Below are 23,324 nucleotides of genomic sequence, written 5' to 3'. Positions count from 1 at the left end.
AAAAAATTTGGATCAATCGAGGGTAAGGTCTACAAGCAATCAGCGTGAGGATAAGTTGTGAGCTCACCTAAATGAACTTGGTAACTATTGCCGGTAATTGCTGTGGTACCGTAATGCCCAGCATCAGAACCAATAGTAAACGCCTCTGAAGCTGGGATCCCCGCTTTGATAAAGGCTTCAGCATCTGTTTTCGCATTACCATAAGCTCGGACGACATCAATACCTTGCGCTTTTAAGCGATTAATTTCCGCAGTTTTATACTCTGCCGTTTTAAACAGGCTGGTTTCATTGCTAAGTGATGTGCGTAGAAAGCCTTGCGGTAAGCCCATCCAATTTAACCAACCGCGTGTCCCTTTAGCATACCAATACACTCTGGCTGTTAAGAATACGGGCTGATAGCCCAAATCAAGATAGTGGCGAACTAAATCATAAGCGCCATCTTTGGGGTCGGCATGATCTATTCCGGTATAGTCGCCAATTTGCTCGGCATCGGATTCGGTCAATGTGCCATCGATGTCAAACAGGACCGCTTGAGTGTCTGGCTCAACAACCGTGACATAACCTTGTGCACCAGTGCCATCAGCTGGTACGCCTGCGTATATACGATACTGACCCGCCGATAACTCAGGCAAGGTGATAAACGCCTTGCCATCGCCATTGGTGGTTTGCTCACCAAGATATTGCCAATTTGTGTCCGACTCAGCACGGTAGTAAAACTCCACCGACTCGAATTCCAAGTCTTTATGAGTGATGCTACCGTAGTCAAATTTAGCAGTGATCTGAGTTGTAGCACCAGCAGCGGTTACTTGATCGTGCACCATATGGTAACTCGGCAGCCAAGATAAGTATTTGTTAAATGAGCTAGAAAAGCTACGCTTGAGCATATTAGGTGCTGCATAATGGGTTTCTAGTGCGGTAATACTTGGGCAAGTAGGGGTTGCCAGCGAAGAAAATGAAGCGAATAACGCGGCTGTTAAAATAGAATGTCTCATGCACGACTCCGTGTTTATTATTGTCATAACGAATACGTCACCCAAGCAAATAATCGATTTACGTAGGTAACAAAGAGCAAGGCACAACTGGGTTGGCCTTGTCATAAAACGCTAGAGCATAAACTCGAAATGTGTCAAATTTGTTAACTAAAGTTTCTTATTTAACATTCCATAGATGTTCTACCATCTCTTGTGTACTGACTTCCATACAGCCTTGGCGGTTAACCCCTGCCCAAAGTGGGCTAAAATCACCACTTCCTTGCTTTTCAGCAGCGGCGCGTAATGGTGTCAATGCAGCTGATGCATATGGAAAAGTGGGTACATCATCATTAATAAAGCTGAGATCTATCATTAGTCGATTTTCAATCCCACGCGCAGGGCGACCAGAAAACACATTGGTCACGGCGGATGGCTCAGCCAGTGACTTAAGTGCATCACGATGTACCAAAGAGGTGCTAGCTTCATCACATAGTAAGAAGCAAGTGCCGATTTGTGTTCCACATGCCCCCAGTTCATGCATCATAGTGACATCATGATGAGAAGCAATACCACCTGCAGCTACTACAGGAACCGATAGCGCATCAGCGAGGATAGTGACCAATTGACGAGTATGTAGCTGAGACTCAAGCTTTGTCTCGGTGAAGGTTGCTCTATGTCCACCCGCTTCAATCCCTTGTGCTATCACGATGTCTGCACCATTTTCAGCTAACCATATCCCCTCTTCCAAGGTTGTTGCTGAAGATAAAATAGTCGTCCCCCACGATTTTACCAACTCAACCAATTCGGCATCTGGAAGACCAAAATGAAAACTGATCACGGGAGGTTTATAAGGCGCGATGGCCTCAGCCATTTCCCTATCAAATGGGCGTCTTAAGATCCCCATGTCATCGCTAGGTGTTAACTCCAGCTCATCGTAATATGAAGCCAGCTTTTTCTTCCACTTGTCTTGTTGATAAGGGTCAAGTTCCGGCATTTCATGGCAAAAAAAGTTAAGATTATATGGGCCTGAAGCATGTGCTTTAAAATGCTCAATTTCAGCAACGACCTGCTCTTTACTCAGCATCCCACAAGGAATTGAACCGAGTATTCCGGCATTTGTTGCTGCAGCCGCTAAGCGCCAATTTTGCACACCCGCCATTGGCGCTTGGATCATAGGAATAGAGATATTAAGTAATCTGGTAAGCTGCATCACAAGGTCCTTGTTTTTGGGCAAAACGACATAAAGCCGAAGGTGCTTTCCAGTGTGAGGAAGAAGCGCTTAACGGTCAATGATTGTGCGGCTAATAAAGCAAACTTTCTCTTGCCAAAACAACCATGTTTGAAATAGTGTTTCTATAACAATACAAGGACGCCGTGATGAATATCTCTCTAAGAGCCATTGATAAACACAACTACGAAACCATTTGCGATTTAGATGTCAGCCCTGAGCAGCAAGATTTGGTAGCCTGCAACATGTTTTCCATCGTGGAATCAAAATTTAATGATGGCTATACCACGCGCGCAATTTATCAAGATGATGAAGCTGTTGGGATGCTAATGTGGGTACAAGAGAGTATAGAGCGCATCTCCATTTGGCGCTTTATGGTTGATCAGCAATTTCAGCAACAAGGGATTGGGCGTAAAGCGCTCACCCTCGCACTCGAAGAAATCAAGCAGACACCAAACCTTACCACCATAGAAATCTGTTATGTACCGAGCAACCCCGTTGCAAAAGCGTTTTACGCAAGTTTTGGCTTTGAAGAAATTGGAATCAATGAAGACGATGGTGAGATGCTAGCGGTGATCAAGCTACCTCTATAATAAGTTGTAATTTATGGTAATTTGCGCAAATGAAACATTAGGTTAAACTCACTTAAAAATGTAAGTTGGCCAATTAAAGGAATTACCATGCACGAGCATACTAAACGCATTTGTGATTTTCTCACCGAAATCCAGCTACCTTTTCGGTTTCATGAAGTCGAGGAAAATACGTTTTTACCGGGTCTAAAAACGGTAATGGGCACGCTCTATATTGATAATGAGAAATTGCGATATCCAGGTGATATATTGCACGAAGCTGGCCATATCGCCGTATGCGAGCCAATATTCCGCGGCCAACTTCATGAAGATGTGTATAAAAATGGCCTAAAAAATGGCCGAGAGAAACAAGCCATGCAAGGTGAAGAAATGGCCGCCATTGCTTGGTCGGTTGCTGCCATTCAATATATAGGCTTACCTCTCGAAGTCGTATTACACCAGCAGGGATATAAGGGTTCTAGCTCCAGCTTAATAGCGGCATTTTCACAAGGAAATGGGCTCGGATATCCACTACTCACTACCTGGGACATGACTTGTCCAGAACAAGGTTTTCCTAAAATGCAAAAATGGATCAGGGATCATCGCTGGATTAATGAGTTAAGTTAATCCACTCCCTATCTACACCTTAAGCTGTCTAGTAGCTCGAAATAAAAAAGCCCGACTACAAAGTCGAGCTTGGGGAGGCGTGGCGCTTTGGATTGCCACTTGCTTACTGATTAAATTCTTTCTCAGACAGTTTGCCATCTCCGTCGCTGTCGAGCTTATCAAAGATTGAAGCAAGAGATTCTGACAGTGACGCTTCACTTTTAGAGATAAAACCATCTTTGTCTAAATCAAAATCGTTAAATTCTGCTGCCATTGCTGAGCCGGCAAAAAGTACTGTGGCGGCTGTAATTGCTGTTGCTAACTTTTTCATTGTGACCTCCTAGCCTTTAAAGTTAGAGAATTCAGAAGCGCTTAGCTGACCATTTTTGTCTGCATCTAGCTTCTCGAACTGACCAAGTAGTGTTGATGATACTGATGCTTCTTGCTGGCTGATCTGCCCGTCTTTATCCTTGTCTACATCTTGAAATGACAAGGTTGCCGCCAGTGCCATCGTACTCACCAATACACCTATGGTCGTTGCACATACCGTTCTAAGTTTCATAGCCATTCTCCTCACTATGCCCGTCTCTCATTGCGGCTCTAGTCGCAAATTAACCTTTAAAGTTAGAGAACTCAGTTTCGTTTAGTTCTCCGTCAGCGTTTACATCTAAGTCTTTAAACTGTTCGATAAGCGCTGTATTTACTTTTGCTTCGCTCATGCTAATAGCACCGTTGCCATCTGTGTCATAGCTTGCGAAGTCTTCACCAGCGATAGTATTTGCTGAAGCCAATGTTAGACCTGTGATTGATAGTGCGATAAGTACATTTTTCATCATTCTGCTCCTAAAATTTCCTAAATATGATTTGCTTTTGGACGGCTTGATTAACCTTGGTAATTTGCGAATTCAGACTCGCTTAACTCACCGTCGGCATTGCTATCTAGTTGCGTAAATTGCTCTGCAAGCGACTGATTTACTTTTGCCTCAGTCATGCTGATGGTGCCGTTACCGTCAGTATCATATTTAGTGAAATCTTCACCAGCTAATGCAGAAGCTGAAGCGAATGTTAAACCTGCAATTGAAAGTGCTGCTAATACGTTTTTCATGATAGTCCAATCCTTCTGTCGTTTTCGTAATGATGTTAAAGGTAGTGGGCGCTAAGCCCACCTAGCAATTAACCTTCGTAGTTCGCGTACTCAGATTTGCTTAGCTCGCCATCAGCATTGGTGTCTAAGTCTGCAAACTGTTCAGTTAGCGAAGTGCTTACGCTTGCTTCAGTAACACTGATTGAACCGTTGCCATCAGTATCCAGTTTTTCGAAATCGCCACCAGCAAATGCTGATGCTGAAACCATTGATAAACCCGCGATAGATAGTGCTGCTAGTACGTTTTTCATGATCTAATCCTTCAATTGTGTCATTTTGTTCTGATGAGCTAGGCATGCGACCCAGTTCTTTAACTCATTATTAAATCCAGTGCCAAATTAGCCTTCGTAATTTGCGTATTCAGACTTGCTCAATTCGCCATCGGCATTAGTGTCTAAATCCGCGAACTGCTCGCTCAATGATGCGCTTACGCTCGCTTCTGTTACACTGATTGAACCGTTGCCATCAGTATCTAATTTTGCGAAGTCATCACCAGCGAGTGCTGACGCTGAAACCATTGATAAACCTGCGATTGATAGTGCTGCTAATACATTTTTCATAATCTTTTCCTTAAATTGGGGTATATTTAAAACTTTGCTATTATGTCGTCGGCTTGTGCTTAGCCTTCAAAGTTATCAAACTCAGACTGGCTTAATTGGCCGTCTTGGTCGGCGTCAAGGTCTTTAAACTGCGCCATCAAATTTGGATTTGCTTTTGATTCGCCTAGTGAAATGTAACCATCTCCATCAACATCGTATTTATCAAACTCAGAGTTTGCGTGAGCACCTACTGATGCGAAAGAAAGTACAGCTGCTGATAGTGCGATTGCTAAAGTTTTCATAATCAGTTCCTCTCATATTTCTAAACTTGTCGTTTCTGCTTCTCTACGTTGGTTTGTGTTGAAGCGAATGTTTTTTGCTTTCGAGATAACTATTCCAACTTTGATGCCAAAGTTTAAAAGTAATTAAGAATCAATAAGTTAAAATATAAGGGGTATTTTCATTAAGGATGGATTCAGTGAGATTGTTGCCATTTAGCAACAGGTGACTTTGAGATAAAATAAAAACATATTTATTTTCAATAAGTTAAGATGTCGCATAAAAGCAACACCATAAAAAATTAGGATGTAAGTGCAGCCCAAAGCGGTTAAGTTTCATGCGACAATCATTCACATTCGGTATTGAGTAGAGCCGCCAGAAAAAATTTTTATAAAAATATCGAAAATTTTTTCTTATATTTTCTAAGAAACCAGAAAACAAATAAAAGCAGTTAAAAATCAATAGATTAAAAATAAAATCCATCTTGAAATAATTGCTATAAAAGTGACTGAGTGGGCGGGAAACTGACGAAAAACACAAGTATTTTAAAAAAGTAGTAAAGAAAAGTGAGGAGTGTTGCTAAAAAGCAACACCCGCTAGATTGGTGTTAGATTACGAAGCGGTACCCAACCTTGCAGCTCTGACTTTTTACTTGAGCACCACACCCAACCATTGAGTTGGTTATGCCCTAATAAGTGTTCACCTTGAACTACCGATAGTTCCTGAGCGGTATAGTCCACTAATGCGATACCTTGTTTGGGATTGACTAAGCGAAACACTTGAGCAGGTACCCAACCAGACACTTGCTCCTCAGTTTCACAGAAAAACCAATTGTCCCACCCCTCTTCGCCCTCATATTCTTCACCAACGGTCAATCTGGCGCCTTGTTTAAACGTGATGGGGGTTGGAAACTCATTGATATGTTCCTTGATTACTTGATATTCAATATCTAACTGCTTATTTTCCAAGTTTTAACTCCATATAGACAGACAGCGGATCCGATCTATGATCACCAAATTCTTTTCTTTCGATAAAACCAAACTGTGCATATAACCTGAGGGCTTCTGGTTGTTTAACTCCGGTTGCTAACCGTATCAGTGAATATTGACGATTATCTGCAAAAGCGATTAACTCGGACAAGATTGCTTTTGATAAACCAAGACCGCGATGATTTGGCTTTACATACAGTCTTTTCAACTCATCATAGAGACAATCATGATGCTTTTCGACGATTGCGCCGCGAGCAATGATCTCGTCATGCTGGATAATGCCAATAAAATGCGCAGTAGGTGAACATAACTCTTGCAATACCGATAACTGGTTGCTTTCAACAGGATATAGCGAATTCATCAGCGCATCGATTTCTGCTATTAATGTATCAAGCGATGGAACACTCGCATCAAGTGCAACGATTTGCATTTATCATTTCCTTGATTTTCGGTATTAAATAACTAGGGCCTGTTGATCTTTCAAGTTTGTTTTTGCAGCAGTTTGATTGGTATTTATACAAGGCAGAGCCAGCGTAGCATAGTCATTCTATGTAAGTCTGGCGATAACACAGTAGAAATGCTAATCAAGCGCTGCCCTTTGGGTTCATCTGAGTGCGCTTTGTTCATTGTTGCTCAACTTTTGCCTAGATTACTAGGCGGCAAGTCGAGCGTCGCGACCAAAACACACTCAGAAGAACAAAAATCAAACAGCAAAGGTCAACAGGCCCCAGAGTCGAGGATTAAGCTGAACACCCAAGTGCAACTATTACTAAAAGTACCAAAGTTTGGTAAAGCTCAGCTTCTCACTCAGTTAGCCTTAATGTACGTCAGCCATTAGACTGGCGTTTTAACTCTTCTAGCATACGCTCATCACCCATCAAGTTTTTGAGGATGGCTTTAACCTTAGGGTCCGATGCATTTTCGTAAAGAGACAGCAAATCTTGTGCGATCCTTTGTTGCTGCTTTGGATCGGCGCCTGACTGGAAGTACTGTGACATCAATCCTTCTGCTGCGAGACTTTTCACGTAATCATTAGGCTCTTGCTCTAACATTTTCACAAACGATTGTGACAAACGCTCATCAACGATAGGTGTACGCGACACGAGCTCAAGCGCCTGTAACCTCAACTTTTCATCACTCATGTTATGCGTCATATTGAGGATAGATTCTACTGCTTGATAATCATATTGCTCTAACTCATTGCGATTTAGCATAAACATGTTCATTTGCAGCTGACTCATTGCAGCTAAACGCTCCGCCGCCGGTAAACTGTTATTTAGAATTTTCTGTTTTAAATCGTTGCTGATTTGACTTGCGTACTCAGGATCAGTTTTGATCCGCATTTCGTAGTCTTCGGGTAAGTCTTCATAAAAGCCATAAATCGGGTTTTCTGCTTTCATCTCGTCGATTTTCTGCTGTTCACGCTTTTCTATCAAAGAGAAGATTAAAGACTCAAACTCATCCGGCGCCTGCTCAGAGAGTAAATCTGACTTTTCCATCGACAACGCCTGTAACCTCGTTTCAAGTTTATTGATCCGAGCCATTAACTTAGCAATTTGTTCAGACTCGTCAGTTGAAGTCTGAGTGCCCTGCGTATACTGAGTTTCATTATAGTGGGGCTGTTGAGCAGGACTCTGATACACGTGCATTGCCACAGGAGAGGTTGCTAATTTGGTTTGAATGACATTAAACCCAGAAAAAGCCAATGCAAGAACTGAGCATGAAAGCGCTATATTGAGTTTAAGATTAGACATGAAAGCGTTACCCTTATAAAAAGTAGCAATGTAATAGATCTACAAGACAAATACTGTAAATGATTGTACTGTAAATTGATACAGCAAGAGGCAATTACGCAGATAATTATTACACTTTGCATAAGGTGAAAAAACGAGCCTCTAAACAGCTTGCCATAATTGCCAACAAGGAATGACTGTGAATAATATACTGCAAACCGTCCACTATAAACCTATCACATTGCTTTTACTTGGCATTGCGACCGTGACGTCTTTGCTTGGCAGCAGTCTACTTTGGCAAAGTCACCAAGCCTTATTTCAATGGGTTTTACCATCAGCCTCACTACTTCTTGTGTTGCGATTAGGGTGGCATGTTCGTAAAACAAGCTTGGCTACTAGCCCGAGCAGTTTGCACAAAGATATAAAACTCTGTTGGATTGCTCTGCTCTTGTGTACTGGCGGAGATATCGTCAACCTCAATCTCTTTGAACTTTATCATCGTCAAGATCAAACCATAAAACATGACTACTTGATCGACTCTATTTGGTTTTTTGCCCTTGGTTATGGGCTTTTACTTGGACTGCTTATTCGGTTTTTAAGACGGGAATTTGCATTAACATTAGCAACCGCGACCGTATTGGTTGTGGTGTCTATTACGTTATCGTCGCTTAGCTATCAAATGATGTACCTACCCACGATAAGCCAATACTCCCTGCTGTTGAGCGCAAGTTATAGCTTATTAGTGACCTTGCTCGGCGTATTTGGTTTTTGGCTTATTATTCAAAACGTTAAATTCAACGAAAAAGCCAACTTCGCAGTTGCCAGCGGCTTTATCCTAGCAATGCTAGCGGATGCTATTATCGGTCAATTTTGGCTGTTCGCAAACCAAGGGGATGGCTACTTTCCCATTGCAAGGCACGTTAATTGGGTCATCTATATTGGCTCGCAAACGCTACTATTATTGTTTCCTGTTGCCATGATAAAAACTAATGTTGCGAGGTGTAAAGCATAGGCAATAAAAAGGCCGAACTATGTCGGCCTTAACTATTTGTGCGCTATATCGATAAGCGGCTTATCTTTTGACAATCGCATTGTGGTAAACGTTTTGTACGTCATCCACATCTTCAAGCATATTGATTAGCTTTTCGAATGTCTCGATTGCTTCTGGATCTTCAATTTCTACGTGAGTTTGCGGCACCCAAGTGATTTCGTCTACCTCAAACGTGATCCCCTCAAACGCTTCTGTCAGTGCAGTTTTCGCCTTGAAGTATTCAGTGTGAGGTGCGAAAACAGAAACTTGGCCGTCTTCAACTTCTACGTCAGTAACATCAACATCAGCCATCATTAGCGCTTCCAAAACTGACTCGTCGTCATCACCTGCAAATCCTAAGATTGCAAAGTGGTCAAACATATGCGCCACACAACCTGGGTTACCTAAGTTTGAACCAGTTTTGGTAAACGGTAAGCGAACATCTTTGATAGTACGGTTCATGTTGTCTGTTAAGCAGTCAACGATGATCATGCTGTTGCCAGGACCGTAACCCTCGTAACGCGCTGGCGTGTAATCTTCACCTGCACCGCCTGCCGCTTTTTCGATTGCTTTATCAATAACGTGTGCAGGAACTTGATCTTTCTTTGCCTTGTCGATTAAACGACGTAGTGACAAGTTCGTTTCAGGATCTGCGCCGCCATTTTTAGCAACAACGTAAATCTCTTTTCCGTATTTTGAGTTTACTTTTGTTTTTGCCGCCGCCGTTTTTGCCATGGCGTTTTTGCGGACTTCAAATGCTCTGCCCATCTTAATGCTCGTTTTTATAAAAATTGGCGAAGATTTTACCAAGACATTTGAGTTACGGCTATACCCTTATTATCCGTGATGGTAATTTGCTTTAAGTCGCACGATTATATGTTTGTTTTGCGGCTATTTTGTGGCGGACCTAAGCAACTTTACTATAGTTAATATTGTTAAAATTTACCGCGACGAGTGGCTTATATATGATCACGTTTGGCTTGGGAAAAGCAAAAAAGCAAGATGGACAAGATACAGCGCTATTTCAACACTTTAAGGCAACAACCCCTTACTTAGAAGTGGATTATCAAACAGATATTTTTCAGGTTAGTCCGGCCTTTAACCGCTTACTCGGATACCCAGTTACCCACGAGCTGAAATCTCTCGCTTTTATATGTCACACCGCAGAAGATGCCGCCGTGCTTAAGCGTGGACTCGCTCAACTTGAGCACCAAGCACATGCTAAGGTTGAGCTCTCACTCAATACAGCGAATGACAACAAACCGAAGAAGTTGTTACTAGAGCTATCACGTACTCAAGAAGGCAGAATTTTAGTTATTGCGACTGACATCAGTGATTACCTCACCACCATTGCCAACATGAGTGCAAATTTACAAGCTTTATCAGCGTCCTTTGCGATTATCGAGTTCGACATGCACGGTAAAGTGCTGAGCGCGAATGACAACTTTTTGTCTGTTATGGGTTACAGCCTAGAGGAAATACAAGGCAAGCATCACAGTCTGTTTGTTAAGGATGACTACGCAGCCAGTGAGGAGTATCAAGCATTTTGGCAACGCCTAAACAATGGCGAATTTTTTGAAGGTGAATTCGCAAGGCAAACAAAATCAGGTAAAACGATATGGATCCAAGCCACTTATAATCCAATTTTTGATGAACAGAATAGACCTATCAAAGTCGTAAAATATGCCTCAGATATCACCGCTCAAAAATCAAAAGCTGCTGACTTTCAAGGGCAAGTTGATGCCATCAAACAAACTCAAGCCGTTATTGAGTTTGACTCTTACGGCAACATAAAGACTGCAAACAGGCTATTTTTAAATGCGGTTGGTTACACATTAAGTGAAATACAAGGTCAACATCACCGACTCTTTGTGGCACGAGAAGACGCTGAGAGCAGCGAATATCAAGACTTTTGGCACGCTTTACGACAAGGAAAGCATCAATCAGGTGAGTTTAAACGCCTAACCAAATCAGGAAACACTCTGTGGATCCAAGCAACCTATACTCCCATCTATGACGAAAATGGCCAGTTGGGCAAAATCGTCAAATATGCCTCGGATATTACTCAAGCAAAACTGGCGTCTTTCGACTTTGCCGGACAACTCAAAGCCATCAATCGCTCGCAAGCCGTTATCGAGTTTGATTTGCAAGGTAATATTTTAAAAGCAAATGAAAACTTCCTGTCTGTCATGGGCTATAAAAAAGAAGAAATCATTGGCAAGCATCACAGCATGTTCGTCGACAGCTTTTACGCGCAAAGCAGTGAATACAAAGCATTCTGGCAGCGTTTAAAACAGGGCCAATTTGAATCCGGAGAGTTTCACCGTTTAGGCAAAGGTGGCAAAGCAATCTGGATTAGTGCTACCTACAACCCCATTTTAGACGAGCAAGGCAAGACAATAAAAGTTGTTAAGTTCGCAACGGACATTACCGAGCAAAAGGCCATTGCTGCTGATTTTGATGGTCAGCTTCAAGCCATTCGTAAATCACAAGCCGTCATTGAGTTTGCAATGGACGGTACTATTTTATGGGCCAATGAGTCATTCCTAGATACGATGGGGTACTCACTTGATGAAATCAAAGGTAAACATCACCGTATTTTTGCCACACACGAACAAGCCACTAGCTCTGAATACCAGCAATTTTGGCAAAAGCTCAACCGAGGTGAATTCGACTCAGGACAATACTTAAGATTGGCAAAACAAGGTCGAGAGGTATGGATCCAAGCGTCTTATAACCCTATCCTCGATCAACAAGGCCGTCCCTTTAAAGTCGTTAAATATGCAACGGATATCACAGAACAAAAACAAGCGGTTGAACATATTAAAGATGCTATTTTAGCAATGGAACAAGGTGATTTAAGACATAGGATCACCCACCACATAGGTGGCGAGTTCTCGGTGCTACAACAAGCAATGAACGGCTTATTCGATAAATTAAGCGACTTAGTTAACACCATAAACAATGGTGCAGAGCAAGTGTTTGATGTGGCTAAACAAATCGCGAATAACAACGAAGAACTCAATAGCCGCATTGAAAATCAAGCGGCGAGCTTAGAAGAAACCGCCGCCACTATGGAAGAGCTTACCGCTACGGTTAAAAAGAATGCGAGTAGCGCAAGTAATGCAGCAGAGAAAGCGACTATTGTTAGAGAAAAAGCACACTCAGGTAAAGCATCGATTGATGATGCCATTACCGCAGTGGGTAAAATCGAATCTTACAGCACGAAAATCTCTGACATTATCAGTGTCATTGACGAAATCGCTTTCCAAACAAATCTCTTAGCACTCAATGCTTCCGTTGAAGCAGCCCGGGCTGGTGAGGCTGGACGCGGATTTGCCGTGGTTGCCGGAGAGGTGAGAAATCTTGCTCAACGTAGTGCATCAGCGGCACGTGAAATCAAAGCATTGATCAAAAATAGCGTTGATGCTGTGGCGCAAGGCAGCAAACTTGTATACGAGTCTGGCACGACTTTCGATGAGCTAATGCAATCAATTGCCGAGGTGAGCAAAATGGTGGCCGATATAGATAACGCGGGGAAAGAGCAAGCTGAAGGGATAGCTGCGGTTTCCACCACCATCGCGCAAATGGATAATATTACTCAGCAGAACGTTACTCTGGTTGAAACAACATCTCGTTCAGGTAGAAATATGGAAAATCAAGCCAAACTACTTACCGATCAAGTTGCATTTTTTCGACTAGATGAATAGTTAAGGGCGCGCACTATCTATACAACCACATACAAGTAATTTACTGTAATACCCGTTGTACCCTATAATGCATCGGGTATGTTATGCTCGTCCGGCTGGCTAATCTCCCTTTGGTTTATTGTTTTACCCATTTGGACTGTTTTATTAGGCAAAAGGAAAAATGATGATAAGTCCAGTTACACCTAGCGATTACCAGGAATTACTGGCTGTTTGGGAAGACTCTGTGCGAGCCACTCATGATTTTATCACTGAGGCGGACATCGCTTATTTTAAACCTATTATTATTGAACAGGCGTTTCCAAACGTTACGCTGCACTGTGTAAAAAATAGCGACGCGAATATTGTCGGTTTTATCGGTGTACATGACCGAAAAATCGAGATGTTGTTTGTGCTAGCGAAAAGCAGAGGACATGGTGTCGGTACTGAACTGCTTCGCTTTGCGCTTGAAACACAAAATGTGCAGTTTGTCGATGTCAATGAGCAAAACCCAGAAGCCGTCGGCTTTTATGAAGCAAAAGGTTTTAAGGTATATGAACGCTCACCAACTGACGATATGGGCAAGCCTTTTCCAATCCTGCGAATGCGACTTATAGAATCTAATTAACCTGAGGTTTGGATAAGGAATGTTCCAACTCATTGTTGCTAAAGCACAACTTAGTTTTTCCTTGTCTAGCCAGCAAGTTTTAGGGAAAACAAGGCGAATTTACGCACCAATAGCTGGCTATTGGAAGTGAATTCAACGCAGTTAGCGCTAAAACTGGCTGCTAGAAAGGCATTAATTATCCGCAGCTCAGGTTAATTAATTCATATTTTAAGCTCAACAGGGGCTAATCGTGTTGAGCTTTACTTACCTCGAAATAAACTACTTAACGGTGAAAAACATGTGGTACGTCAAGTAACGTCAGCATTTCTCCCTCGGGTAAACACTCTTGGTTAATATACTGAGTGAGTTTGGGGTCACTCTCACAAAATAATATATCAAGTGCCAACCTATTTTTGCCATAAATACCGCGATGTATCATATTGGCTGAGAAAGCGAGAAGATCACCCGCTTTCAGTGGAATAGTTTTACCTTCTGACAGACTTTCATGATTATGATGCCCTGATTGCTCTAACCTCACATTTAACTCTTGAACTGTGTCCCAACGCTTGTGGGTACCTGGGATCAATTCTATTCCGGGCTCATCTTCCAGTGCTAACCGAAAGTGAACCACTTCGGGCCCCGACAACAACGCTTGTTTTTGCTCTTCGATGGTTAAATGGTATTGCGGATCTCGGTGCCAATAATTGAGTTGAGTGGTGTTCACTGGGTTAAAAAATAGCTGAGTATTCATAAACCTAAATTCACCCGAAAATATGGATGCGGCTAGAGACACCAGAGGAGTAGAGGCAATGAATTGAAAAAGGACAAGCCTTTGCTGTTCGCCTAGGTACTTTGGTGCAGTAAGATAGGCAGAATTTACTGCTCTGTTTTGATAAAAGTCATTATTGTCAGCCCGCCACGCATGATGAAACGCTAAAACGACTTGCTTTATTTTGTTAAGTTCGACGGACGGTATAAAATTGTGTTTTATAACGTAGCCACACTCGTCAAAATCATGGGCTGATTTTACCATCACATATTGACCTCTGACATTGTCGGAAAAACTACTGTAACGACATTAATTCCATGTAACCTTTTACAAGAGTAGGAAAACTCTCGTCTCCAGCCATGGCGCACGTCTTCTAATCATTTTTTGGATGATTTTTAAATGTAAAAATAGTAGCCCTTTTTCATACCAATTCGCTCAGACAAGCGCACCTTTAGGCCATTCAAAGCGAACTGGTATTATTTACCTGAACTTCAGGTCATTGAATTTTACAGTCATAGAGCATCTAAAATAGCTTCTGCTTTACTGACCTCAAATTGCTTAGGTTGTTCTACATTGAGTGTTGTCACGACGCCGTCTTCAATAATCATAGCGTAACGCTGCGAACGTACACCGCCAAATGAACCGGTATCCATTTCAAGCCCTAGCGCTTTGGTAAAGCTCGCATCGCCGTCTCCAAGCATCATAATTGCTTCTGCATTTTGTGCATCACCCCAAGCTTTCATTACAAAAGCATCGTTTACCGATACACATGCGATGATATCAACACCTTTTTCTGCAAATTTATCTGCATTCACGACAAAACCGGGTAAATGAGACGCCGAGCAAGTCGGTGTGAAGGCACCAGGAACCGCAAAAAGCACTACTTTCTTACCAGCGAACAACGCTGTTACTTCGTGATTAACCATGCCGTCTGAAGTAAGTTCGTTCAACTCGGCTTGTGGTAATTTTTGTCCAGCTTCAATCATTGTTTAAATCCTTCATCTAAGGGCTAATTGCCTTGAGTTTGTTATATAACCTGAGCTTGGGATAGCTAATTTCTTATCCAAACCTGTGGTTATGATAGTCGAGAAATTGTGACTCATGACTACATTTCGATTCGTTTTATATCTACTTGTGGGATTTCGTAACCGGTAAATAGCAGCCACTGTTTTTCTGCTATATATACAAGCCCGCGACTTCGGCTAAAGCTACGTTCTGGAACTCGGATAATATCTTTATGCGCTTTACTGGCAAAGTCAAAATAACTAATGCGGAAGTCTCCACGACGAACATACAAATAGTAAAGTCCCGCATCGGACACTGACCAGCTTGCGCTCGAAGCCAAGTGTGCATTTTCAAATAACAGCGTATCGACCCCAGTTGCCAGATCGATACGCCACATTTCTTGTGTCTCGCTTTTATATACGTACAACAACCCTTCATGTTCAAGTGCGGTGGTGCCAGTAGTTAACTTCACTGGAGCGGTTTTTGAATCAAGAAAAATGCGAAATACATTATTGTCATCAGAAATATAAATTGAGCTACCGTCTTGAGACCAACTGGGTTTACCGTGATACTTTAGCCCAGTTTTGAGTTGCGTTACTTGTTTTGTGGCCATATCCAAAAGTTGAAGTTGGCTTCCTTGATGTGACTTTGTGGTAAAAATCACTTTAGTGCCATCAGGTGACCATACAGGGTGCATTGCTTGTAACCCAAGCTCTGTCAGTTGTATTCGCTGATCACCTTCCAAATTAGACACCCAAACTTCATCAAACCCTGATTGGTTAGACACAAAGAGTAAACGCTCCGACACAGGTGAATAACTGGGATAACGGAAACTAGTTTGTGATTGTAGTAATGGGAAGGGTGAACTGGTGACCTGCGCGTTAAGGTCAAGTTTCATAATAGAAGTATTAATGTTCCAGTCATGAAAATATAAATGCCCTGATTGACTAAAGCTTGGGTAACTTAACCCATCAAACGGCAATGTCCCCAATACTTTACCTTCAAGTGAAAGTTTATACGCGCGACGTGCGCCATGTTCAATCATTGATACAACCAAATAATCATCATTGGGATGCCAACTCACGCCTCGCAGGTCATCATGTCCACTTAATATTTTAACTTCCTTCCCGGTATCCAGATTTTTCAAATAGAGATTTTCAAGTCCGTTCGGCAAGTTACGACTAATCGCGATTTGCTTGGCATCGGGAGAAAGCGCAATACTTTCAAGCCCACTCCCGTCACAATCTAGCTCACAACCTAATTCTGTCGCTGTTTTATCGTTTAAATTTAGCAAGGTTACTTTTGGAGGATCCGTAGGGCCTTGCTTTGCGATAAATCCAAGGAGGTTTTTTTCAGCCGAATAGCTTAAGGTAGTGGTCGTATCTGCAATACAGCTAGCTATATCTGATTGTGTTTTGATCACTATATCCAGTGACTTAATCGTACATGCTTCTGAGCGCTTCTCTATATAAAAGAGCGTGCGACTGTCTCGCCCCCACACGGATACCGACACATTTCCAGGACCATCGACTAATACTTCAAGAGGTTCATCAAGACGTTTTAGATTTTTTAAATATAGTCCTGCATGACTGCCAAACTTTCTCCAAGCAAACGCTAGGTATTGCTCATTCGGGGAGACACTAGGAAAAAGCTCACGTCCTGGGTAATCCGTCACGCTTTCGAGTTGATGGCTTGACTGTTCAACTAAGAAGTATATAAAAACACTCAGTAGAATGAATAATGTGGTTACTACCCCTGCCACTTTGAGCTTGAAAGGTAAATTTTGCTCGCTAGGCTTACTGGGAGTAGCCTTGATATCGACGAAGGTTGGCTTTATTTTTAGTCTATATCCAGACTTCCTTATGGTTTCGATCACCTCAAAATCAGCAGTGCTGCTTTCTTCTTCGTTACTTGCAAGTAGGGTTTTAAAAGTTTTACGAAGATGCCAAATTGCATTAGTTAGCGCTTTCTCTCCAACAAATAGATTCCCTCCCCAAACCTGCTCAATGATTTCTTCTCGAGTAACCACGTTTGGGTAAGCAAGCGCCAATACAGTCAACACTTCGATAAATTTAGGCTGGACACAACACTCCTGCCCGGCATTGGACAAAATATGCCCAACCGGATCAATATTGACATCTAATAACTGATAAGTCGCACTGTGCTGCATTTTTATAACCATGGGTAAATACGTTGTAAATCATACCTAAATTAGCGACCAAAAGACAAAAGTAACGCGACAAGCATCATGGCAACAATGCAATACCTCAAAAAATAAGACGTAATAAATTGAATTATATACTTATTTTAGAATAGATATTAAATAGAGTTAAAAACGTCAAAGAATAGATGTCCAATTCGTTGCATGAATCATAGTGACGGTCACAATGGCTAAAATGAGGTGCAGTGCTTTTTTGCTTAGTCAAAACAATGAGGTATGTACTTCTTTCAACAAGCCCTAACTATCTAATAAATAAACAACAATCAGAAATTAAAAGAGGGACTCCCGTGTCACCTAACAATAATATTAAATTACTCGCCCTGTCTATTGCGCTCGCATGTAGCAATACAGCAACGGCAGAAGAGCAACAAATCGACCGTCAACAAGTTGAACAAAGTAGTTCGGTAGTTAAAACGCAAGGTGAAGATAAAGCACTAGAAAAAATCGTCATCACCGGTTCTCGCATCAAGCGTGATAGCTTTTCGGTACCTACTCCTATCGCCACTATGGGAGCTGAGTCTCTCAATGATGCAGGCTTCGGTTCGCTTTCAGATATTCTTTTTGAAGAAATGCCTCAGGTCAGTGAGGGTACAGGCAATGGTAACTCGCAAAGCAGTGTTCAAAATACCGGGCTTTCAACTATCGACTTACGCGAATTAGGCGAAAGCAGAACATTAACTTTGATTGATGGTAGACGAGTAGTTTCTAACAGTTATTCAGGCAACTATGTAAGCCTATCAACCATCCCCAAAGGTATGGTTGAGCGAGTTGAAATCATTACCGGTGGTGCGTCAGCGGCTTATGGCTCCGATGCAGTTGCAGGTGTTGTGAACATCATAACTCAGCAAGATCAAGAAGGGGCTACATTTAGTGCTCGTGGTGGTGAAAGTACCGAAGGCGGCGCTCGTGAATATACGGTAAATGCTGATTACGGTACGACTTACGATAATGGTAAAGGCTACTTATTTGTCAGTGCTACTTACGACGAAGAAAAAGGACTAAGCTACTGGGATAGAAAGCGTGCTCAGCAGCAAGATAGCTGGGACTACGATACCGACCGTATGTGCAACGTGATGCTCACTGCCAACTACGACCCTGATACAAAAAGTGCCTATCACTGCATGAGAGATATTGATAAATCACAGTGGACAAGTTTAAGCGACTCAATTCCCGGTGGTGTATTTGATGAGTCAAGCAGTGCCAAACCTAACTCCGGCTTTTGGTACGACGGCACCACCTTACGTGACGATTGGCAAGAAGAACTTCACGGTATCGATTTCAACCAATTTACAATGTTAAAGGTGCCTGACAAAGATCTCTCAGCGGCAATTAAAACAGAGTACGAGTTTGACTCAGGTACAGAAGCATACTTCCAACTGCAATATAGCCGTAATACCTCTCGCAATGTTAAATCGCCAGAAAGCGAAGATGAGTGCGATGCGATTGTGACCTATGACCCAAACAGCAATCAATTTGGCTCCGACTGCATGGGCCGTATCCCTTATGATAATCCATATATGCCAGAAGCAATTCGAGATAAGGCAAGCTCAAAAGGCGTAAAATGGGATAGGCTGTTTACTGAAGTTGGTAATATAGTCAACAGCAATGAAAGAACAACAATCAGAACTTGGGGTGGTCTCCGCGGTTATATTTGGGATGACTGGGAGTGGGATGTTTCTGTTGGCTACGGTAAATTTAAGCAAGAACAAACCCGCAGTAACGAAATCTACGTTGCGCGAGTTAAACAAGCGCTAAATGCTGAGCGCCTTGCTGATGGTACGATTCAGTGTAAAGACGAGCAAGCACGTAGCCAAGGCTGTGTACCAATTAATTTATTCGGTGAAGGCTCAATCACACCTGAAGCGGCAGACTATATTCGCGCCAATCCATCCATTACAACGGATATTGATCAGGTAACGGTATCTGGATTTGTTACTGGTGATTTATTTGAACTCCCAGCAGGCGCCGTTGCTTCAGCTTTTGGTTTTGAATACAGAAAAGATACACAGAGCGTATCGACCAACGTGCCAAATGGTGGCGTCACGTTTAACTATGTGCCCACATTTGAAGGCGATGTAAGTGTTCGTGAAATCTTCGGTGAATTATCGTTACCGCTATTAAAAGACGCACCAATGGCAAAATCGCTTAGCGCCGAGGTCTCTGCTCGTATCGCAGATTACAGCTGGGCAAATACGGGATTAATCCAAAGTTACAAGGCTGGCTTTATTTATGAGCCAATCGAAGGTTATTCCATTCGTGCAAACTGGGCTCGAGCCATGAGAGCACCGACAATCACCGAACTTATGTCACCACCTCGTGGCGACTATGATAGCTTTGATGATATCTGTGATGGTGTTACCGCGACGTCAACAGATGCAGGCCACGACAACTGCCGCAAAGATGCGGGAATACAAGCCGCTATCGCCGCTGAAGGTACTTTTGAAGACGAAAATAACGGCTACTCACCCAACTCAGGAAATAGCGAGCTATTTGAGGAAACCGCAGATACCATCACCATTGGTTTATCTTTAGCGCCTTCCTTTGCACCGGATTTTAGAATTGCGCTAGATTACTACGATATTCAAATTGATGATGCGGTAAGCTCACTGGCTAACGAAGACATCATTAAGTTCTGTTACGCTTCGTCTATGGAATTCGGTGACAGTAACGAGTTTTGTCGTGATATTAAACGCGATGAAGAAGGGCAGATTTATGAAGTCAATCAACGTGTCATCAACACGGATGAGATCCGTACTAAAGGTTACGATATCGCACTAGAGTATGTGTATGACGCTAGCGATTACGGTAGCTTTAAGGTAAAAGCCGATTGGACACACGTGATCGAATACTCAATCACCAGTACGGGTCCTGATGGGCAATACGAAGACCTTTATGAAGGCTACCTCAACACCGATATATTTGAAGACAAAGGCGCTATTTCACTAACTTGGTATAAGAATGATTGGCGTGTACGCTGGAGCACAAAATATAAAGGTGCAGTGGAAGCCAGCCGTTCGAGATATGAAGACTGGCAGGCTGCTATCGCCAAAAATAACGAACGCTGTACAGCTGGTGAGACAAGCTGTATCGCAGATCCAGAGCCGCTCTGGCAAGGTGCGCTGCCATCAGTTACGACTCATAGCTTAACGGTAAACTACAGCATGGAGCTAGGCGATAACCGCACTCTCTCTGTTTATGGTGGTGTGAATAACCTATTTGATGAAAAAGGTCCTTTTATCGTCGGCGGCTCAGGTAACTTTGATAGTGCCTACGGCTCAGGTGTAGGACGTTTTGCGTTTATTGGAGCAAAATACCAGTTTTAGACTTCTGCATTGACTTGAGGGGCTACCACTGAGTAGCCCCTTATCTTTACAAACCAAAAAGTGTATCGCGTAACTTATCTGAGATTTTGTCAATCTCTGCATTGCATTGGTTGTAGCCTTGGCAATTAATAATTGCACTCATAACCATGTTTTCTGACGGCAGATACCAATTTAACGTCGCGTACCCAATCTCAGCACCGTTATGATGATAAACCGGTTTATTTCCGACTTGCTCGCTAAAGATACCCATGCTGTATTGCTGTCCGGTGACATCAGTATCCACCCATACAGATTCGCCTAGCAATTGCTCACGCACCTTAGCGGGAATATCTGGGCTCGTTATTATGATTTTAAATAAGTCACCAAGGTCCTTAGCCGTCGATACAATCGGTGCATCAGCCACACCAATATTGGCATAGTAAGGCTGCGTATTAATTTCATTGCCCTCATCATCAACAAAGTACCCTGATGCAATTTCACCAAACGCCTTTTCGATCCCTCCATAACTCATACTACTTAAGCCAAATGGTTCAAAGATATACTCACGCATCGCCTTTGAGTGATGCTCCCCCAAAACTTTATCCATAATTAGGCCCGCCAATAAATACCCGGTATTAGAATATTTCCACGCAGCTCCGGGTTTGAAATTGGCGTCTTGATTGAGAGCAAACTGCAGCGCAAAGCTGTCCGTTTTTATTAAGTCTGGCTGTTGTAATACTGCAGCAAAAAATTCGCCGTTAGCATCATTGAGATAATCATATAATCCAGCCGTATGATTGAGTAACTGCCGAACATACATTTCGTCACCGTTTTCTATCTGTTGTAAAAGTTCGTCAGACAAATAATCACTTATCGGTGCATCTAGATCTAATAACTGTTGTTCATGCAACATCGCCATTAAGAGCGCTGTTACTTTTTTCCCCGCACTGCCATTTGGGATCCTAGCGTCCGTGGTCATGGGTATCGTATTTTCTTTATCTGCTAACCCGGCAGCACCATAAAATTGAAGCGTAGGCGAATCAATATAGAGCACAATACCAGGGATACCCGCTTCAACACTTTGTTCGAGCATCGCTTGAAAATCAACTTCGGCTACGGGAGGAGAGACAGGGCTCGGTTTAGGGTTAGACGTCGACTGACTATCATTACAACCAAATAACGACAGACCACCACACAATAATGTGACCAGTTTTAGTGTTCTCATGAGAAATACCTCGTTTCGTTTAAGTGATAAAACAATAACTAAGGTATGCACGCCATGCTGTCTCTGACTTTTTCAAAATGTATCAAACAGTAACGACTTCCTTTATTTTCAGGCATAATGTCAGACCATTATGGAAAGCCAGAACAAGCTGGATACAATTCGATACAACTTGCAGAAAGTCGATACAGCTATACTCGCTTACACTCACTACAGTAACTAGCAAATTAATAACTAATAGAAATTGCTATGAAAACACATTTATTGATTGCAGCCGTGCTTATGGCCGCAAGTGCAGCGCAGGCCAAAAGCACTAACGCCAAAAAAGAAGGTCACGGCTATTTGGCCATTGGTTACGGGATAAATTACAACAGCGATATTTACAATAATGCCGAGACCTCGTTTTCGCCCACTGTACATGGCGCCTACTATTTTAGTAATGGTCTATTTGTCGAATTTCCAGGCCGCGCTGAGAAGTTTGACCCAGCACTTGCACTCGGTTATCAGTTTTATGAAACAGAAAATTGGGAATTTGATGCCCTACTCTCAACCGCTCATGGGCGAATAAATTACCGTTTTGGCGGGACTCGCTATGGGCTAAACACTTCGTCTTATCTTGGGGTAAGAGCTACAGGGGATGTATTTGGCTTACAAATTAGAGCTATTGTTGCACCAAAAGTGATTAACTCAGATTATTCAGATGGTAGCTACGCTTCATTATGGATCTCTAAACCCTGGCAATACAAAAACTGGCACTTTTATAGCGCAGTCGGTGCACAATACCGAAACTCGGCCATGTTAGATTATTACTACGGTGGCGCACCATTTAAAGGTTACGATGCCAAAGGCGGGGCTAATCTTGGGGTAAAGCTCGGATTTTCACGCGCTTTAACAGAAAATTGGATAGTCGATGGCCACGTCAGCTACACCAAATATGCATCAGGTATTATGGATAGTCCTATCACCAAAGCAATTGTCAGTTTTAACGATAGAATTGAGCATGGTGAAAGCATTGGCTTGTCACTTAGCTACGTTTTTTGAGGAGCTAAATATGAAAAAACGACTATTTGGCTTAGCCCTACTCGCAATGCAAACTCAAGCGAAAGAAGAAATTAACGTCCCCGTATGGACCGTAAAACCCGGGCAATGTGTTGCGCTCGAACAAGGTCAGCAATGTTTTATCGACCTCTCAGTGACCTGGCAAACCTCTGTGGCCGGTAACTTTTGTCTCCATGCCGATGAAAAAGAGCTGGTTTGTTGGCAGCAGCAAAAAACCGCGAGTTGGAAAGGCGAGATTTTAGTTGAGAAAGATTTGCTTATTACCTTAGAAGATAACAAGGATATTCTCGCAAGCTATGCGCTGCAATATGCTTGGGTGTTTAAACAACAAAAAAGTAACGCCGTGCGTTGGCGACTTTTCTAGG

General features: G+C 42.5%; 25 protein-coding genes. 8 read left to right on the top strand and 17 right to left on the bottom strand.

The features are described from left to right. Positions 1-29: 29 nt before the first annotated feature. The gene (locus CTT31_RS22295) at positions 30-992 is read right to left on the bottom strand and encodes an LNS2 domain-containing protein (RefSeq protein WP_017218748.1); all 963 of its coding nucleotides are present in this window, start codon (positions 990-992) and stop codon (positions 30-32) included. 157 nt (positions 993-1,149) lie between these two features. Further along, positions 1,150-2,205, bottom strand: a complete 1,056-nt coding sequence (locus CTT31_RS22290) for an NAD(P)H-dependent flavin oxidoreductase (protein ID WP_260492573.1) — start codon at positions 2,203-2,205, stop codon at positions 1,150-1,152. A 143-nt stretch (positions 2,206-2,348) separates the two neighbouring features. On the opposite strand from CTT31_RS22290, the gene CTT31_RS22285 reads away from it, so the two are divergent. Further along, entirely contained in the window at positions 2,349-2,792 is a 444-nt protein-coding gene (locus tag CTT31_RS22285) for a GNAT family N-acetyltransferase (RefSeq protein WP_017218750.1), read from the top strand. 87 nt (positions 2,793-2,879) lie between these two features. Continuing rightward, positions 2,880-3,395 (top strand): hypothetical protein, encoded by a 516-nt coding sequence (locus CTT31_RS22280; protein WP_017218751.1) that lies wholly within the window; start codon positions 2,880-2,882, stop codon positions 3,393-3,395. Positions 3,396-3,498: 103 nt separating this feature from the next. On the opposite strand, the gene CTT31_RS22275 is transcribed toward CTT31_RS22280, so the two are convergent. The 10 genes from CTT31_RS22275 to CTT31_RS22230 form a co-directional block, all read right to left on the bottom strand. Beyond that, positions 3,499-3,705: an EF-hand domain-containing protein gene (locus CTT31_RS22275; protein WP_010375685.1), complete on the bottom strand. Its 207-nt coding sequence runs from the start codon at positions 3,703-3,705 to the stop codon at positions 3,499-3,501. A gap of 9 nt (positions 3,706-3,714) precedes the next feature. After that, complete coding sequence (locus CTT31_RS22270) at positions 3,715-3,936, bottom strand: crotonobetainyl-CoA--carnitine CoA-transferase (RefSeq protein WP_010375684.1); 222 nt, start codon at positions 3,934-3,936, stop codon at positions 3,715-3,717. Between the two features lie 49 nt (positions 3,937-3,985). Continuing rightward, a complete protein-coding gene (locus tag CTT31_RS22265) occupies positions 3,986-4,207 on the bottom strand; it encodes a PLC family EF-hand domain-containing protein (protein WP_010375683.1) in 222 nt (73 codons plus the stop codon). 50 nt (positions 4,208-4,257) lie between these two features. After that, positions 4,258-4,479 (bottom strand): EF-hand domain-containing protein, encoded by a 222-nt coding sequence (locus tag CTT31_RS22260; protein WP_017218753.1) that lies wholly within the window; start codon positions 4,477-4,479, stop codon positions 4,258-4,260. 68 nt (positions 4,480-4,547) lie between these two features. Then, positions 4,548-4,769 carry an EF-hand domain-containing protein gene (locus tag CTT31_RS22255; RefSeq protein WP_010375681.1) on the bottom strand — a complete coding sequence of 74 codons (222 nt, stop codon included), beginning with the start codon at positions 4,767-4,769 and terminating at the stop codon, positions 4,548-4,550. 87 nt (positions 4,770-4,856) lie between these two features. Next, entirely contained in the window at positions 4,857-5,078 is a 222-nt protein-coding gene (locus CTT31_RS22250) for an EF-hand domain-containing protein (RefSeq protein WP_260492572.1), read from the bottom strand. A 59-nt stretch (positions 5,079-5,137) separates the two neighbouring features. Continuing rightward, positions 5,138-5,359 (bottom strand): EF-hand domain-containing protein, encoded by a 222-nt coding sequence (locus CTT31_RS22245; RefSeq protein ID WP_010375679.1) that lies wholly within the window; start codon positions 5,357-5,359, stop codon positions 5,138-5,140. A 573-nt stretch (positions 5,360-5,932) separates the two neighbouring features. Then, a complete protein-coding gene (locus CTT31_RS22240; RefSeq protein WP_260492571.1) occupies positions 5,933-6,304 on the bottom strand; it encodes an SH3 domain-containing protein in 372 nt (123 codons plus the stop codon). Then, on the bottom strand, positions 6,294-6,755 hold the full coding sequence (locus CTT31_RS22235; RefSeq protein WP_260492570.1) for a GNAT family N-acetyltransferase: 462 nt from the start codon (positions 6,753-6,755) through the stop codon (positions 6,294-6,296). The genes CTT31_RS22240 and CTT31_RS22235 overlap by 11 nt, the downstream gene beginning before the upstream one ends. 397 nt (positions 6,756-7,152) lie before the next feature. Beyond that, complete coding sequence (locus CTT31_RS22230; protein WP_260492569.1) at positions 7,153-8,079, bottom strand: hypothetical protein; 927 nt, start codon at positions 8,077-8,079, stop codon at positions 7,153-7,155. Between the two features lie 178 nt (positions 8,080-8,257). On the opposite strand from CTT31_RS22230, the gene CTT31_RS22225 reads away from it, so the two are divergent. Further along, a complete protein-coding gene (locus tag CTT31_RS22225; RefSeq protein ID WP_260492568.1) occupies positions 8,258-9,070 on the top strand; it encodes a hypothetical protein in 813 nt (270 codons plus the stop codon). Positions 9,071-9,130: 60 nt separating this feature from the next. On the opposite strand, the gene CTT31_RS22220 is transcribed toward CTT31_RS22225, so the two are convergent. Continuing rightward, the gene (locus CTT31_RS22220) at positions 9,131-9,856 is read right to left on the bottom strand and encodes a YebC/PmpR family DNA-binding transcriptional regulator (protein ID WP_010375669.1); all 726 of its coding nucleotides are present in this window, start codon (positions 9,854-9,856) and stop codon (positions 9,131-9,133) included. Positions 9,857-10,053: 197 nt separating this feature from the next. Here CTT31_RS22220 and CTT31_RS22215 point away from each other — a divergent pair, with 197 nt between their 5' ends. Further along, positions 10,054-12,798, top strand: a complete 2,745-nt coding sequence (locus CTT31_RS22215) for a methyl-accepting chemotaxis protein (RefSeq protein WP_260492567.1) — start codon at positions 10,054-10,056, stop codon at positions 12,796-12,798. Positions 12,799-12,961: 163 nt separating this feature from the next. After that, positions 12,962-13,402 (top strand): GNAT family N-acetyltransferase, encoded by a 441-nt coding sequence (locus tag CTT31_RS22210; RefSeq protein WP_260492962.1) that lies wholly within the window; start codon positions 12,962-12,964, stop codon positions 13,400-13,402. Positions 13,403-13,664: 262 nt separating this feature from the next. Here CTT31_RS22210 and CTT31_RS22205 read toward each other — a convergent pair whose 3' ends face one another. The 3 genes from CTT31_RS22205 to CTT31_RS22195 all read right to left on the bottom strand — a co-directional run bounded on the left by CTT31_RS22205 (position 13,665) and on the right by CTT31_RS22195 (position 17,325). Further along, on the bottom strand, positions 13,665-14,414 hold the full coding sequence (locus CTT31_RS22205) for a phytanoyl-CoA dioxygenase family protein (protein ID WP_211857505.1): 750 nt from the start codon (positions 14,412-14,414) through the stop codon (positions 13,665-13,667). 248 nt (positions 14,415-14,662) lie between these two features. Continuing rightward, complete coding sequence (locus tag CTT31_RS22200; protein WP_211856769.1) at positions 14,663-15,136, bottom strand: peroxiredoxin; 474 nt, start codon at positions 15,134-15,136, stop codon at positions 14,663-14,665. 119 nt (positions 15,137-15,255) lie between these two features. After that, the gene (locus tag CTT31_RS22195; protein ID WP_211856770.1) at positions 15,256-17,325 is read right to left on the bottom strand and encodes a winged helix-turn-helix domain-containing protein; all 2,070 of its coding nucleotides are present in this window, start codon (positions 17,323-17,325) and stop codon (positions 15,256-15,258) included. 338 nt (positions 17,326-17,663) lie between these two features. On the opposite strand from CTT31_RS22195, the gene CTT31_RS22190 reads away from it, so the two are divergent. Beyond that, the gene (locus CTT31_RS22190; protein WP_260492566.1) at positions 17,664-20,699 is read left to right on the top strand and encodes a TonB-dependent receptor domain-containing protein; all 3,036 of its coding nucleotides are present in this window, start codon (positions 17,664-17,666) and stop codon (positions 20,697-20,699) included. A 46-nt stretch (positions 20,700-20,745) separates the two neighbouring features. Here CTT31_RS22190 and CTT31_RS22185 read toward each other — a convergent pair whose 3' ends face one another. Continuing rightward, positions 20,746-21,903 carry a serine hydrolase domain-containing protein gene (locus tag CTT31_RS22185; RefSeq protein ID WP_211856772.1) on the bottom strand — a complete coding sequence of 386 codons (1,158 nt, stop codon included), beginning with the start codon at positions 21,901-21,903 and terminating at the stop codon, positions 20,746-20,748. Between the two features lie 246 nt (positions 21,904-22,149). Between CTT31_RS22185 and CTT31_RS22180 the strand changes: the two genes are divergently transcribed. Together CTT31_RS22180 and CTT31_RS22175 are read left to right on the top strand one after the other, a co-directional pair. Beyond that, positions 22,150-22,941: a MipA/OmpV family protein gene (locus tag CTT31_RS22180; RefSeq protein WP_211856773.1), complete on the top strand. Its 792-nt coding sequence runs from the start codon at positions 22,150-22,152 to the stop codon at positions 22,939-22,941. 10 nt (positions 22,942-22,951) lie between these two features. Then, on the top strand, positions 22,952-23,323 hold the full coding sequence (locus CTT31_RS22175; protein WP_211856774.1) for a DUF3019 domain-containing protein: 372 nt from the start codon (positions 22,952-22,954) through the stop codon (positions 23,321-23,323). The last annotated feature ends 1 nt before the right edge of the window (position 23,324 follow it).

Source organism: Pseudoalteromonas maricaloris (assembly GCF_024746855.1).
Lineage (GTDB): Bacteria > Pseudomonadota > Gammaproteobacteria > Enterobacterales > Alteromonadaceae > Pseudoalteromonas > Pseudoalteromonas maricaloris.
This window is presented reverse-complemented; position numbering and strand designations above follow the sequence as displayed.

What these genes read in the sequence shown, in the direction of transcription:
- CTT31_RS22265 (WP_010375683.1), bottom strand. Translation starts at nt 4,207, where the DNA reads ATGAAAAATGTACTTATCGCACTATCAATCACAGGTCTAACATTGGCT.
- CTT31_RS22195 (WP_211856770.1), bottom strand. Translation starts at nt 17,325, where the DNA reads ATGCAGCACAGTGCGACTTATCAGTTATTAGATGTCAATATTGATCCG.
- CTT31_RS22210 (WP_260492962.1), top strand. Translation starts at nt 12,962, where the DNA reads ATGATAAGTCCAGTTACACCTAGCGATTACCAGGAATTACTGGCTGTT.
- CTT31_RS22280 (WP_017218751.1), top strand. Translation starts at nt 2,880, where the DNA reads ATGCACGAGCATACTAAACGCATTTGTGATTTTCTCACCGAAATCCAG.
- CTT31_RS22185 (WP_211856772.1), bottom strand. Translation starts at nt 21,903, where the DNA reads ATGAGAACACTAAAACTGGTCACATTATTGTGTGGTGGTCTGTCGTTA.
- CTT31_RS22200 (WP_211856769.1), bottom strand. Translation starts at nt 15,136, where the DNA reads ATGATTGAAGCTGGACAAAAATTACCACAAGCCGAGTTGAACGAACTT.
- CTT31_RS22260 (WP_017218753.1), bottom strand. Translation starts at nt 4,479, where the DNA reads ATGAAAAACGTATTAGCAGCACTTTCAATTGCAGGTTTAACATTCGCT.
- CTT31_RS22285 (WP_017218750.1), top strand. Translation starts at nt 2,349, where the DNA reads ATGAATATCTCTCTAAGAGCCATTGATAAACACAACTACGAAACCATT.
- CTT31_RS22230 (WP_260492569.1), bottom strand. Translation starts at nt 8,079, where the DNA reads ATGTCTAATCTTAAACTCAATATAGCGCTTTCATGCTCAGTTCTTGCA.
- CTT31_RS22295 (WP_017218748.1), bottom strand. Translation starts at nt 992, where the DNA reads ATGAGACATTCTATTTTAACAGCCGCGTTATTCGCTTCATTTTCTTCG.
- CTT31_RS22215 (WP_260492567.1), top strand. Translation starts at nt 10,054, where the DNA reads ATGATCACGTTTGGCTTGGGAAAAGCAAAAAAGCAAGATGGACAAGAT.
- CTT31_RS22275 (WP_010375685.1), bottom strand. Translation starts at nt 3,705, where the DNA reads ATGAAAAAGTTAGCAACAGCAATTACAGCCGCCACAGTACTTTTTGCC.
- CTT31_RS22180 (WP_211856773.1), top strand. Translation starts at nt 22,150, where the DNA reads ATGAAAACACATTTATTGATTGCAGCCGTGCTTATGGCCGCAAGTGCA.
- CTT31_RS22250 (WP_260492572.1), bottom strand. Translation starts at nt 5,078, where the DNA reads ATGAAAAATGTATTAGCAGCACTATCAATCGCAGGTTTATCAATGGTT.
- CTT31_RS22175 (WP_211856774.1), top strand. Translation starts at nt 22,952, where the DNA reads ATGAAAAAACGACTATTTGGCTTAGCCCTACTCGCAATGCAAACTCAA.
- CTT31_RS22220 (WP_010375669.1), bottom strand. Translation starts at nt 9,856, where the DNA reads ATGGGCAGAGCATTTGAAGTCCGCAAAAACGCCATGGCAAAAACGGCG.
- CTT31_RS22205 (WP_211857505.1), bottom strand. Translation starts at nt 14,414, where the DNA reads ATGGTAAAATCAGCCCATGATTTTGACGAGTGTGGCTACGTTATAAAA.
- CTT31_RS22245 (WP_010375679.1), bottom strand. Translation starts at nt 5,359, where the DNA reads ATGAAAACTTTAGCAATCGCACTATCAGCAGCTGTACTTTCTTTCGCA.
- CTT31_RS22255 (WP_010375681.1), bottom strand. Translation starts at nt 4,769, where the DNA reads ATGAAAAACGTACTAGCAGCACTATCTATCGCGGGTTTATCAATGGTT.
- CTT31_RS22235 (WP_260492570.1), bottom strand. Translation starts at nt 6,755, where the DNA reads ATGCAAATCGTTGCACTTGATGCGAGTGTTCCATCGCTTGATACATTA.
- CTT31_RS22270 (WP_010375684.1), bottom strand. Translation starts at nt 3,936, where the DNA reads ATGAAACTTAGAACGGTATGTGCAACGACCATAGGTGTATTGGTGAGT.